This window comes from Bradyrhizobium rifense (assembly GCF_008123425.1).
In the GTDB taxonomy this organism is placed as follows: Bacteria; Pseudomonadota; Alphaproteobacteria; order Rhizobiales; family Xanthobacteraceae; genus Bradyrhizobium; species Bradyrhizobium rifense.
On the sequence record NZ_VSSS01000043.1, the window covers coordinates 1 to 11,450 of the forward strand.

At 65.5% G+C, this 11,450-nt stretch carries 11 protein-coding genes; 6 read left to right on the forward strand and 5 right to left on the reverse strand.

The features are described from left to right. Positions 1-67: 67 nt before the first annotated feature. The gene (locus FXB40_RS28240; protein ID WP_148775406.1) at positions 68-1,282 is read right to left on the reverse strand and encodes a citrate/2-methylcitrate synthase; all 1,215 of its coding nucleotides are present in this window, start codon (positions 1,280-1,282) and stop codon (positions 68-70) included. 80 nt (positions 1,283-1,362) lie between these two features. Between FXB40_RS28240 and FXB40_RS28245 the strand changes: the two genes are divergently transcribed. Further along, on the forward strand, positions 1,363-2,457 hold the full coding sequence (locus tag FXB40_RS28245; protein ID WP_148775407.1) for a citrate synthase/methylcitrate synthase: 1,095 nt from the start codon (positions 1,363-1,365) through the stop codon (positions 2,455-2,457). A 110-nt stretch (positions 2,458-2,567) separates the two neighbouring features. Here FXB40_RS28245 and FXB40_RS28250 read toward each other — a convergent pair whose 3' ends face one another. Then, positions 2,568-3,206 (reverse strand): J domain-containing protein, encoded by a 639-nt coding sequence (locus tag FXB40_RS28250; RefSeq protein ID WP_148775408.1) that lies wholly within the window; start codon positions 3,204-3,206, stop codon positions 2,568-2,570. Between the two features lie 105 nt (positions 3,207-3,311). Between FXB40_RS28250 and FXB40_RS28255 the strand changes: the two genes are divergently transcribed. After that, complete coding sequence (locus tag FXB40_RS28255) at positions 3,312-3,587, forward strand: BolA family protein (protein ID WP_148775416.1); 276 nt, start codon at positions 3,312-3,314, stop codon at positions 3,585-3,587. Positions 3,588-3,745: 158 nt separating this feature from the next. Here the strand turns inward: FXB40_RS28255 and FXB40_RS28260 are convergent, their stop codons facing one another. Genes FXB40_RS28260 through FXB40_RS28270 form a run of 3 tightly spaced genes read right to left on the reverse strand, consistent with a single transcriptional unit; the run spans position 3,746 to position 6,873 of the window. Beyond that, positions 3,746-5,050: an HlyC/CorC family transporter gene (locus tag FXB40_RS28260; protein ID WP_148775409.1), complete on the reverse strand. Its 1,305-nt coding sequence runs from the start codon at positions 5,048-5,050 to the stop codon at positions 3,746-3,748. A 42-nt stretch (positions 5,051-5,092) separates the two neighbouring features. After that, positions 5,093-6,253, reverse strand: a complete 1,161-nt coding sequence (gene aroB, locus FXB40_RS28265; RefSeq protein ID WP_148775410.1) for a 3-dehydroquinate synthase — start codon at positions 6,251-6,253, stop codon at positions 5,093-5,095. Next, positions 6,250-6,873 carry a shikimate kinase gene (locus FXB40_RS28270; protein ID WP_148775411.1) on the reverse strand — a complete coding sequence of 208 codons (624 nt, stop codon included), beginning with the start codon at positions 6,871-6,873 and terminating at the stop codon, positions 6,250-6,252. The genes aroB and FXB40_RS28270 overlap by 4 nt, the downstream gene beginning before the upstream one ends. Before the next feature lie 170 nt (positions 6,874-7,043). On the opposite strand from FXB40_RS28270, the gene FXB40_RS28275 reads away from it, so the two are divergent. From FXB40_RS28275 to FXB40_RS28290, 4 genes are all read left to right on the forward strand, one after another. Continuing rightward, complete coding sequence (locus FXB40_RS28275) at positions 7,044-7,190, forward strand: histidine kinase (RefSeq protein WP_148775412.1); 147 nt, start codon at positions 7,044-7,046, stop codon at positions 7,188-7,190. Between the two features lie 17 nt (positions 7,191-7,207). After that, the gene (gene xerD, locus FXB40_RS28280; RefSeq protein WP_148775413.1) at positions 7,208-8,164 is read left to right on the forward strand and encodes a site-specific tyrosine recombinase XerD; all 957 of its coding nucleotides are present in this window, start codon (positions 7,208-7,210) and stop codon (positions 8,162-8,164) included. 189 nt (positions 8,165-8,353) lie between these two features. Next, on the forward strand, positions 8,354-9,316 hold the full coding sequence (locus FXB40_RS28285; RefSeq protein WP_148775414.1) for an acetyl-CoA carboxylase carboxyltransferase subunit alpha: 963 nt from the start codon (positions 8,354-8,356) through the stop codon (positions 9,314-9,316). A 442-nt stretch (positions 9,317-9,758) separates the two neighbouring features. Beyond that, on the forward strand, positions 9,759-11,270 hold the full coding sequence (locus FXB40_RS28290) for a L,D-transpeptidase family protein (protein WP_246208009.1): 1,512 nt from the start codon (positions 9,759-9,761) through the stop codon (positions 11,268-11,270). Positions 11,271-11,450 lie beyond the last annotated feature (180 nt).

The following is an 11,450-nucleotide window of genomic DNA, read 5'->3' on the forward strand; positions in this document are numbered from 1 at the left end:
CCAGATGTGTGCATCCCCTAGTGCGAACGCAAGGACCACAGCGGTGTAAGGTGCGGTCACTGAAATTCTAACTGGCAGCCCTCCGCCCCGGCGCCGGTCCCACATATCTTGCCCGCGGTCTGATCAGCTTGCCGAACTGCAATTGCTCGCTGGCATGCGCGATCCATCCGACGCTGCGGGCCATCGCGAACAAAGCAAGCTCGCTGCCGGGCGGCAGGCGCAGCGCGTGCACCAGCACGGCGAGCACGTAATCTATGTTGACGAACTCTCCGGTCGCCTCTGCAATCCGCTCAGGCACCTCGCGGGTGAATTTGCGTGGCGCGCCGGCGCGGGCCAGCGCGTTCAGCAGCGACTGCGCGCGGGGGTCGCCGCGCTTGTAGACGCCGTGGCCGAAGCCCGGAAAACGCTCGCCGAGCGCGACGCGCTCGCGCACCATCGGCTCGACGTCGCGGTCCACCAGCGTCTTGACCAGCTGCGAGGCCAAGACGCCGGCGCCGCCGTGTTTTGGGCCTTTCAGCGCGGCGAGGCCGGCGATGACGGAGTCGTAGAGATTGAGTCCGGTCGAGGCCGCGCAGCGCGCGGTGAAAGTCGAGGCGTTCAATTCGTGGTCGGCGAGCAAGACCAACGCGCGGCGGATGAGGTCGGGCGCGTACTTGTTGTCGCCCGCCCAGGCGCGCGCGATCTGCTGATGCAGCGGCTCGGCTGAAAACTCAGCATTGAGCATGGTCGCGACCAGCAGCCGAACGATGCGCGCGCCGACCATCGCGCGGCCATCGGGCGCGCGGGTGAACGCGCGGGAATCGGCGCTGCTCGCGAGCGCGAGCACCGCGATGGCGCGATCGATCGGAGCCGCGCGGCGCGCGGCGTCCGCAATCGCACGCATCTCGTCGGACATCGCAGGCTGATTGTCCGGCGCGAAGGGATCAACGTCGGAGACGTCCCAGAGCAGCGTTGCGGTGTGCTCCAGCGTGTCGTTCTCGGCGAGATCGATGCAGTTGACGCCGCGGTAGATCGCACCCTCCTCGGTGATGGTCGAGATCTCCGTATCCATCACCGGCAGATCGGCATCGAAGCTGCGCAGGCCGCGCGGCTCCGGCGACGGCACCCGGCGCTCCTTCAGGGCGCGAACATCCTCGGCGCGGTAGCGGTTCTTGCGCGAATCCGGCGTCGGCTCGGAGCGGATCAGGCCGCGGCTGACATAGGCGTAGAGGGTCGCCGGCGAGATCGCGAGCTCGGCCGCGGCTTCCCGGGCGGAGAGGTACAGGCCGTCAGAATTTTTCATATTGATTGATGTAATCAAGATTGATCAATCTGTCGAGAGGCCCGATTTTCTCCTGGTGCAGTGCAAAGGAGATTTGGGCCATGAACATCCACCTCACCAAAAGCCAGATCGGGCTGGACGGCGTTCCCGCGGCCGAGACCGTGCTGAGCCATGTCGACGGCGAGCGCGGCGAGCTGATCATCGCCGGCGAGCATGTCGGGCGCCTCGCCGCCGAATCGAGCTTTGAGGGCGTCACCGCCAGGCTCTGGAACGGCGCCAGCAAGACCACCCTCACCGAAGCCAATGTCCGGTCGAGCCTGGGCGCGGCGCGCGAACGCGCCTTCGCGCGGCTCTCCGAGCTGCTGCCGGCAACCCAGGGCATGGGCATCGTCGACGGGTTTCGTGCAGCGGTCGCGGGCCTGCGCGCCGAGCACGGGCTGGAGCATGAGGCAACGATCGTCGGTGCATTTCCGGTGATCGCGGGCGCACTGGTCCGGCGTGCGAAAGGGCTCGACCCGATCGCGCCCGATCCGACCGTGAGCCATGCCGCCGATACGCTGCGCATGCTGCATGGGCGCGCGCCCGCTGCGCGCGAGGTCACTGCGCTCGACGCCTATCTCGTCACCGCCAGCGACCACGGCATGAACGCCTCGACCTTCACCGCGCGCGTGGTGGCCTCGACGCAGGCCGATCTGTTCGCCGCCGTCACCGCCGGCTATTGCGCGCTGACCGGTCCGCTGCATGGCGGCGCGCCGGAGCCCGTGCTGGAAATGCTCGATGCGATCGGCTCACGCGAACGGATCCAGCCTTGGGTGGATGCGGCGCTCGCACGGGGCGAGCGGATGATGGGCTTTGGCCACCGCGTCTATCGCGTGCGCGATCCACGCGCCGACGTGCTCAAGACCGCGGTCGAGGCGCTGGCGTCTGACGGTACCGACCTGCCGTTTGCCGCCGAGGTCGAGGCCTATATCCGAGCAGCGTTGCGCAAGAAGAATCCGGAGCGGCCGCTGGAGACCAATGTGGAGTTCTTCACCGCGATCCTGCTCGATGCGCTGGCGATTCCGAGGCAGGCGTTCACGCCGATCTTCGCGGTGGCACGCGCAGCGGGGTGGACCGCGCATGCGCGCGAGCAGCAGCGGACCGGGCGGTTGATCCGGCCGAGTTCGTCGTATGTGGGGGCGATGCCGGAGGTGTAGGGAATGCGTAGCCCGGATGGAGCGGAGCGCAATCCGGGAATGTCGTCGTGGTGTGAGAAAGTCCCGGATTACGCTTGCGCTCCATCCGGGCTACGGACCCACGAGAGGCCTTACGCCTCCCGCACCACGGTCTTCAGATAATTATACGCCTTGATGATCTCGATCAGGCGATCTTCGGTGGAGCGGTCGCCGCCATTGGCGTCGGGGTGGTGCTGCTTCACCAGGGCCTTGTACTTGGACTTGACGTCGGCGAGCGTCGCACTTGGGCCGAGGCCCATGACCTGGAGCGCCTTGCGCTCGGCGTTCATCACCTTGCGCGCTTCGACCTTGGGCTGGGCGGCCTCGGGACCCTTCCGCCAGCCGGTGCGGCCGTTGAGCTCCGCGAACATGCTGAACGGATCGAAGGCGCCGTCGATCTCGGCTTCGGCACCCTTCTTGACGCCGCCATTGGCGCCCATCTTCCAGGTCGGACGATGGCCGGTCAGCGCATCCTTCTGGTAACGCGCGACGGCGTCGGCATTCATGCCGGAGAAGAAATTGTAGTTCTGGTTGTACTCGCGCACGTGATCGAGACAGAAGTGCCAGTACTCGCGCGTATTCTCGCGGCCCTTGGGCGCGCGGTGCGCGCCCTTGTTCTGGCACCCGGTCCATTCGCAGGCGGCCACCGTGTCGCGCGGCTTCACCTCGGGCTGCTTGCCCCGCGGCTTCACGCGGATGGAGTCGAAGAACTTTGATGAATCGATCGGCATGACCAACTTTGACTACGCAATGCGAAAACCTTCAAGTCTTGACATTGCAATTAGGACGAAACCCCGGGAGTTGACGGAGTGCGATCGCGGACTTTAATGGCAGTCATGGTTATGAAAGACACTATCAGCAACAAGTTGCAGGAAGCTTTCACGCCGGAAAGCCTGCAGGTCGTCGACGAGTCACATTTGCATGAGGGCCACGCAGGCCATCGGCCGAGCGGCGAGACGCACTTTCGCGTTTATATCGTGTCTCAGGCGTTCAAAGGGAAGAGCCGGGTCGACCGTCACCGCATGATAAATGCGGCGCTGGCCGCGGAACTCTCAGGCAGCGTGCATGCGCTGGCGATCCACGCTCAGGCGCCGGGGGAAGGCGGGACGTAGCCCGCCAATTCGCGCCGTTTTCCCCTCATCCTGAGGAGCGCGCCTTTGCGGCGCTCCTCGAAGGATAGAGGCCCCGCTGCGGCATCTTGGCCTTGCATGGTTCGAGACGCGTCTTTGCAGCGCTCCTCACCATGGGGGTCGACAGGATCACGCGAAGCCTAGAACGACGTCCCGGCCCGCTTCGGCCTCGTCTCTTCCATTTCCGCGTCGCGCGGGACCGGTGAAATACGGAGCGCGGTGATACGGTTGCGTTCGCGGCGAAGCACGCGGAAGCGGAAGTTGTGGAACGTAAAGCTCTGGCCGCGGTCCGGGATCGATTGCGCCTCGTGAATGACGAGGCCTGCAACCGTCGTTGCCTCTTGATCAGGCAGGCGCCAGTCCATGGCGCGGTTGAGGTCGCGGATCGGCACCGAGCCGTCGACCACGACGGAGCCGTCCGGCTGGGCGCGCACGCCGGCGACCACGACGTCGTGCTCGTCAGAGATGTCGCCGACGATCTCTTCCAGAATGTCTTCCAGCGTCACAAGACCTTCAACTTCGCCATACTCGTCGACGACGAGCGCGAAATGCGTCTTGCGGCGGCGGAACGCCTTGAGCTGCTCGGAGACCGGGCGCATCTCCGGCACGAACCAGGGCGGCAGCGCGATGGTGGAGACGTCGATGCGCGAGGTGTCGCCGTCCACGGCGCGGATCGCGCGCAGGAGATCCTTGGCGTGGAGCACGCCAATGATGTTTTCCGGCTTCTCGCGCCAGAGCGGGATACGGGTGTATTCGGTCGCCAGCACCTCGCGCACCAGCTCCTCCGGCGGCAGATCGGCGTTGATCATCATCATCTCGGTGCGATGGATCATGACGTCGGAGACCTGAAGCTCGCGCAGATCGAGCAGGCCGCCGAGCATGTCGCGGTCCTGCTTCTCGACCTTGCCTTCGTGATGCAAAAGATCGACCGCGCCGCGCAGGCGCTCGGTCGGCGACAGGATTGCCTGGTGCTCGCCGGCCAGACCAAACAGCCGCATCAACACGCGCACGATGACCTCGACCACCCGCAGCAGCGGGCCCAGCACATACATGGTCAGCCGCATCGGGCGCGCGACCGCGAGCGCCATGCGGTCGGGCGCGTTGATGGCAATGGTCTTGGGCAGCACTTCCGCGAAGATCACGACCAGCGCCGTCATCAGGCCGGTGGCGTATAGCACGCCGACATCGCCGAACCAGGCGGTGAAGATGGAGGTCGCCAGCGCCGACGCGCTGATATTGGCGATGTTGTTGCCGAGCAGCAGCGCGCCGATCAGGCGCTCGCGCATGTCGAGCAGTTGCGAGACCACGTCGGCGTCGCGATTACCCTGCTTGGAGAGCCGCAGCATGCTGGCGCGCGAGGCGCCGGTCAGCGCGGTCTCGCTCGCGGCAAAGAAGCCGGACACGAGCAGGCAGAAAATAACGATGGTGAAGCCGAGCCAGTCCATGAACCACTCTGGTTTCTTGTTTCAGCGCCGTTGAGCCGCGTCTCACGCCTTGAGGGCGAGCTTGTGTTCCAGCTTTTCTTGCAGGAAGTCGCGCACCGGCGCCGGCTCGACGTCCTCGGCGATGACGGCGCGCCCGACAGCCTCCAGCAGGATGAAGGTGAGCTTGCCGCGCTTGACCTTCTTGTCCTGCGCCATCAGCGCCATCAGCGCGTCGGCGTCCGCGAGGCCTTCCTGCGCGAAACCCGCGATGTCCTGCAGGCGCGTCGGCAGGCCGGCCTCGATGAGGTGCCGCTCGACGCGGGCCGCGTCGGCCTCTCCGATCATGCCGAGCTTTGCGGAAAACTGCGCCGCCAGCGTCATGCCGATCGAAACGCCCTCGCCGTGGAACAGGCGGTCGGAGAAACCGGTCGCCGCTTCCAGCGCGTGGCCAAAGGTGTGGCCGAGATTGAGCAGCGCGCGTTCGCCGGTCTCGCGCTCGTCGCGCGAGACGACACCGGCCTTGGCGCGGCAGGACGTCGCGATGGCATGCTCGCGTGCGGAGCCACCCTTGACGATGTCCGAATGGTTCTTCTCCAGCCAGGCGAAGAATGCCTCGTCGCCGAGCACGCCGTATTTGGCAACCTCGGCATAGCCGGCGCGGAATTGCCGCGGCGACAGCGTGTCGAGCACGGCGGTGTCGGCGATCACCAGCACCGGCTGGTGGAAGGCGCCGAGCAGATTCTTGCCCTGCGGCGAGTTGATGCCAGTCTTGCCGCCGACGGAGGAATCGACCTGCGCCAGCAGCGAGGTCGGCACCTGCACGAAATCGACGCCACGGCGCAGGATCGCGGCGGCAAAGCCGGCGAGATCGCCGACAACGCCGCCACCGAGCGCGATGACGAGATCGTTGCGCTCGATCTTTGCCGCGATCAGGGCTTCGCTGACCTTTTCCAGGCCGGCGTAGGTTTTGGAAATCTCGCCTTCCTCGACGACAACGCGCGAGGTGGGAATGCCGGCGTCCGCGAGCGAGGTTTCGGCCGGCTCGAGCCAGTATTTTGCAACGGTGCGGTCGGTGACAATTGCGGTGCGCACGCCGGGGCGCAAAGCGGCAACCCGTTCGCCGAGCGAAGACAGCACGCCCCGGCCGATGACGATGTCGTAGGCGCGGTCACCGAGCGCGACGTCGACGTTGACGGGGTCGGAATGCTTCAGGGGCGCAGTCATCGAACGGCACTCGCGACGTCGGCTGGAGGTTGGGACGTGCTCTCGCCGCAGAGATGGGCGTACAGCGTCTCGATGGTCTCATCGACGATTCTGTCGTGCGGCACGTCGCGCGAGGCGATGGTGATATCAGCACGGCTGTAGACCGGCTCGCGCTCGGTGAGCAGGCGCGTCACGGTGCCTTCGGGATCGGCGGTCTGTAGCAGCGGACGGTCGGCGCGGCGGCGGACGCGGCGCATGATGACGTCGTGGTCGGCCTTGAGCCAGATCGAGATCGCCTTCGCCGCGATACGGCTGCGCGTATCCTCGCGCATGAAGGCGCCGCCGCCGGTCGCCAGCACCACCGGCCCGCCGTCCAGCAGGCGCGCGATCACCCGCGCCTCGCCGTCGCGGAAATGCGGTTCGCCATGGCGCTCGAAAATCTCCGGTATGGTCATGCCGGCCGCCGCCTCGATCTCGGTGTCGGCATCGACGAAGGGCAGCTTGAGCCGCGCCGCCATACGGCGGCCGATGGTCGACTTGCCGACACCCATCATGCCGACCAGCACGATCGAACGGATCCCGAGCGCCGACAGGATGTCGGCCTCAGGGCTCGCTTGTGCTGGCAACGCGGCGTCGGACATTGGATCTTGCTCTGGATCTCGCTCAATTTGCCGCCAAAGGCGGCATGCCGGCCACCTATACGACCCCCTCGGGGCCCTCGCCAGAGGACTCTTGCCACGAAACGGCGAACATGTTGGATGATTTCATTGGTTAATTTGCCCGTTCGAGACCCTCGCCGAGACCTTGCCCGATGCCCAGCTTGTTCCGCTTCCTGACGGCCGTCGCCGTGCTTGCCGGCATCGTCTATGGCGTGGTGTTCGCGCTGGCCAACTTCGTCAATCCGAAACCGCGGGAAATGACGGTGACGATCCCGCCGGATAAGTTTCTCAAGAAATAGGAGCTAGGCTCCGGGGCATGCGTGCAAAGCCCTCAGATGCAAAACTCACCGGCCTGTTCCTCGACATGCTCGCGGCGGAACAGGGTGCCGGGCCCAACACGCTCGATGCCTATCGCCGCGACCTCACCGATTTCTCCGAGTTTCTGACCCGCGTCGGCCACGGCTTTGTGGACGCGGAGACGCAAGTCCTCCGCGACTATCTGGGCGACCTCGATGCGCGCGGCTTCAAATCCTCCAGCGTCGCGCGGCGGCTGTCGGCGATGCGGCACCTGTTCCGCTTTCTGCTGAACGAGCGCATCCGCAGCGAAGATCCCGCGGCGATCCTGTCCGGGCCCAAGCGCGGCCGCGGCCTGCCAAAGGTGCTGTCGATCGCCGATGTCGACCGCATGCTTCGCCGCGCCAAGGACATGAGCGAGGCGGGAAACGCTTCGCCGTCGCAGCGGTTGCGCGCCTTGCGGCTCTACTGCCTGCTCGAGGTGCTCTACGCCACGGGCCTGCGCGTCTCCGAGCTGGTGTCGCTGCCACGCACGGCGGCCAAGCGCGACGCCCGCATGATCGTGGTGCGCGGCAAGGGCGACAAGGAACGGCTGGTGCCGCTGAACGAAGCCTCGCGGCAGGCGATGGCGGATTATCTCGCGGCGACAGAAGCTGCAAAAGCCGACAAGAAGAGCAGCGTCGCCGCCTCGAAATGGCTGTTTCCCTCGTTCGGCGAGAGCGGACATCTGACGCGGCAGCATTTTGCCCGCGACCTCAAGGAGCTCGCGGTCGCCTCGGGACTGCAGGCGCGCTTGGTCTCCCCGCACGTGCTGCGCCATGCCTTCGCCAGCCACCTCCTGCACAATGGCGCGGACTTGCGCATCGTGCAGACCCTGCTCGGCCATACCGACATCTCGACCACCCAGATCTATACCCATGTGGTCGAGGAGCGGCTGAAGAGCCTAGTGCGCGACCTGCACCCGCTGGCGGAGAAGTAGCCGCCGCTGGCGCGGCGGAGGCCGAAACCGCCTTGACTTCGGCCACATCTCCGCAGAAAGAGCCGTGGCCTTATTCGTGATTTGGCGCGCTCCCGGGAGCGCACAGGTCAAGCCCTTGAAGAAGCTACACTTCTTTTCGAGAAGCCAACCTCGCTTCGCCTCTCCGCCCCGTCCCCCTATACTGAGTTGATGCCAGACCAGATGCGCAGCTATCTCGACTTCGAAAAGCCCGTCGCCGAGCTCGACTCCAAGCTCGACGAATTGCGCACGCTTGCGGCCTCGGGCAGCGACATCGCCGATGAGATCGGGCGGATCGAGGACAAGGCGTCGCAGGCGCTGGCGGACCTCTATCAGAACCTGACGCCCTGGCAGAAGACGCTGGTCGCGCGGCATCCGCAGCGGCCGCATTTCAACGATTTCATCAAGGGCCTGATCACCGAATTCACCCCGCTCGCCGGCGACCGCAAGTTCGGCGAGGACGAGGCGCTGGTCGCAGGCTTCGGCCGCTTCCGCGGCGAAGCCATCTGCGTGATGGGCCAGGAAAAAGGCGATTCCACCGAGAGCCGTATCAAGCACAATTTCGGCATGGCGCGCCCCGAAGGCTATCGCAAATGCGTGCGGCTGATGGAGATGGCCGAGCGGTTCGGCCTGCCGGTGCTGTCGCTCGCCGATTCCGCCGGTGCCTATCCCGGCATCGGCGCCGAGGAGCGCGGCCAGGCTGAAGCGATCGCGCGCTCGACCGATGCCTGCATGGCGCTGACCGTGCCGAACGTCGCCATCATCACCGGCGAGGGCATGTCGGGCGGCGCGATTGCAATCACCACCGCCAACAAGGTGCTGATGCTGGAGCACGCGATCTACAGCGTGATCTCGCCGGAAGCCGCCTCCTCCATCCTCTGGCGCGACGGCAGCAAGGCGCAGGAAGCCGCCAACAACATGAAGATTACCGCCCAGGACATGCTCCGCTTCGGGGTGATCGACAGCATTTTGAAAGAGCCGGTCGGCGGCGCCCACCGCGACCCCGCCGCTATGATCGCCACCACGGGCGATGCCATCGCAAAAGCCTTCGACGAGCTGCGGGGCCTGGACGGCGACGCCATCCGCAAGCAGCGCCGGCAGAAATTCCTCGATATCGGCCGGAAACTGGGCTGATTCGCCCCGATTTCGGGTCTTTTTTGGCTTCGTAGGGTGGATTAGCCGAAGGCGTAACCCACCTTTGTTTGTCTCCGCGGAGCCAGAAGAGGTGGGTTACGCTTCGCTAACCCACCCTACGAGACCTGTCCCGGACTGCCCGGTAACCCCGCATTAACCCTTTTTTTGCCCAAATCGGCGATCTCAGTAGTGGTTTGGCTGCCAAGCCCAAAAACGTCCCAAGTTACGGCCCAGTTTAAGTCTCTGTTGACCACGCCGGCTCGCCAACGGGCTCGTGATCCCCGGTCGGGTTGCGACCATCAGGCGCGGAGGTTAGAATTTTAATCAATGGCTTCAGGGCATCAGCGCTGGGGCTTGGTCTGAATAAAGTCCGGATCTCCGGTCAGGCCATGCTCCAAAATCGGGGTTTGCGCTCCTTGCCCGGCACGTTGTGGGGTCCATCTTGAATTCTCGTTCGCTTGCTCGTGCGCTTTTGGCTTCGGTCGCGCTTGCCGCCAGCCTTGTGCTGGCCGGCTGCGACACCGACCAGGTCTCGCTCGCGACCAACGCCAAGGCCAACCAGCCGGTCTCGCCAAAGCTCGTCGCCGCGATGGGCGAGAAGGACATGGATCTGCAATCGCCGATCCTGATCCGCCTGTTCAAGTCGGAGGCCGAGCTCGAGATCTGGAAGCAGACCCGCTCCGGCCAGTTCGCACTGCTCAAGACCTATCCGATCTGCCGCTGGTCGGGCGACCTCGGACCGAAGGTACGCGAAGGCGACCGCCAGGCGCCGGAAGGATTCTACTCGATCAACCCGAGTCAGATGAATCCGCAGTCGGCTTACTATCTCTCGTTCAACACCGGCTTCCCCAACGCGTTCGACAAGGCGCTCGGCCGCACCGGCTCGCAGCTGATGGTGCACGGCGATTGCTCGTCGCGCGGCTGCTACGCGATGACGGACGAACAGATCGCGGAGATCTATTCGCTCGGGCGCGAGTCCTTCTTCGGTGGCCAGAAGGCGTTCCAGTTCCAGGCGTATCCGTTCAAGATGACGCCGGTGAACATGGCCAAGCACCGCAACAATCCGAACATGGCCTTCTGGAAGATGATTAAGGAAGGCTATGATCATTTCGAGGTGACGCGGCAGGAGCCGAAGGTCGACTTCTGCGAGAAGAAGTACGTGTTCGACGCCGCGAAGGCGCCCGACGCCAAGCGCGATCCCGTGTTCGACGCCTCCGCGAAGTGCCCGGCCTATGTGATCCCCGAGGACATCGCCAGCGCCGTGCGCGAGAAAGAGCAGCGCGACGAGGCCGAGTACAACAAGCTCGTCGCCAAGGGCACGCCGGTGGCGCGCATGAACACCGGAATCGACGGCGGCATGAACAAGATTTTTGCCGCGAAGATTCCGGAAGGCTCGACCGGTCTGTCGGAAGGCGCCGAAGGCAATACGCTGCAGATGCTGGCGATGTCGAAAGCACCCGGCACGATCCCCGGCACCGTCAACCCGCCGAAGCCGAATCTCGACGCAGTCGCAGCCGCGCCGCAGGAAGAGCCGGTCGTTGCGGTCGCCGCACCCGCGACCAATACCCGCGTCGCCTCGGCCGAGAAATCCGGCGGCTTCTTCTCCAATCTCGGCCGCAAGATGGGGCTGAGCACCGCCGACACGACAGCGACCACGCCGCCGCCTCAAGCGACCGCGTCGGTGGCCCCGGCCCCCGCAGCACCGAGCACGGCCTCCAAGCTGAAGGCCGCAGTGACGAGGTTCGTGCCCGACCACGACAAGTCCAAGGACGCCCCGGCGGTTGCTGCAAAACCCGTCGAGCCGGCGAAGCCCGCCGAGACCAAGGTCGCCGCGACGCGCCCCGCGCTGAAACCGTCGGTGAGCGATGGTGCGGCTGACGGCGCGCAGATGGCCGGCGCAGCACCGGTGGTGTCGTCGAACTCGTTCGACAGCCGCTTTGGCGCGGTGAAGTAGGCGCGGCCGCTCTACTTCCTGGCTCCTCAATCGACAATCTTTCACTGTCACCCTGAGGTGGCCGCTTCTTCAGCGGCCCTCGAAGGGCGACGGCCCGGCTGCCAGGTCGGCCGTGCATCCTTCGAGGCTCCCGGCGCGATGCCTGTGCATCGCGCCACTCGCACCTCAGGATGACGGGAC

Coding starts and splice junctions, on each gene's coding strand:
- FXB40_RS28245 (WP_148775407.1), top strand. CDS start 1,363: ATGAACATCCACCTCACCAAAAGCCAGATCGGGCTGGACGGCGTTCCC.
- FXB40_RS28250 (WP_148775408.1), bottom strand. CDS start 3,206: ATGCCGATCGATTCATCAAAGTTCTTCGACTCCATCCGCGTGAAGCCG.
- FXB40_RS28260 (WP_148775409.1), bottom strand. CDS start 5,050: ATGGACTGGCTCGGCTTCACCATCGTTATTTTCTGCCTGCTCGTGTCC.
- FXB40_RS28240 (WP_148775406.1), bottom strand. CDS start 1,282: ATGAAAAATTCTGACGGCCTGTACCTCTCCGCCCGGGAAGCCGCGGCC.
- aroB (WP_148775410.1), bottom strand. CDS start 6,253: ATGACTGCGCCCCTGAAGCATTCCGACCCCGTCAACGTCGACGTCGCG.
- FXB40_RS28275 (WP_148775412.1), top strand. CDS start 7,044: ATGCCCAGCTTGTTCCGCTTCCTGACGGCCGTCGCCGTGCTTGCCGGC.
- FXB40_RS28270 (WP_148775411.1), bottom strand. CDS start 6,873: ATGTCCGACGCCGCGTTGCCAGCACAAGCGAGCCCTGAGGCCGACATC.
- FXB40_RS28255 (WP_148775416.1), top strand. CDS start 3,312: ATGGTTATGAAAGACACTATCAGCAACAAGTTGCAGGAAGCTTTCACG.
- FXB40_RS28285 (WP_148775414.1), top strand. CDS start 8,354: ATGCCAGACCAGATGCGCAGCTATCTCGACTTCGAAAAGCCCGTCGCC.
- xerD (WP_148775413.1), top strand. CDS start 7,208: ATGCGTGCAAAGCCCTCAGATGCAAAACTCACCGGCCTGTTCCTCGAC.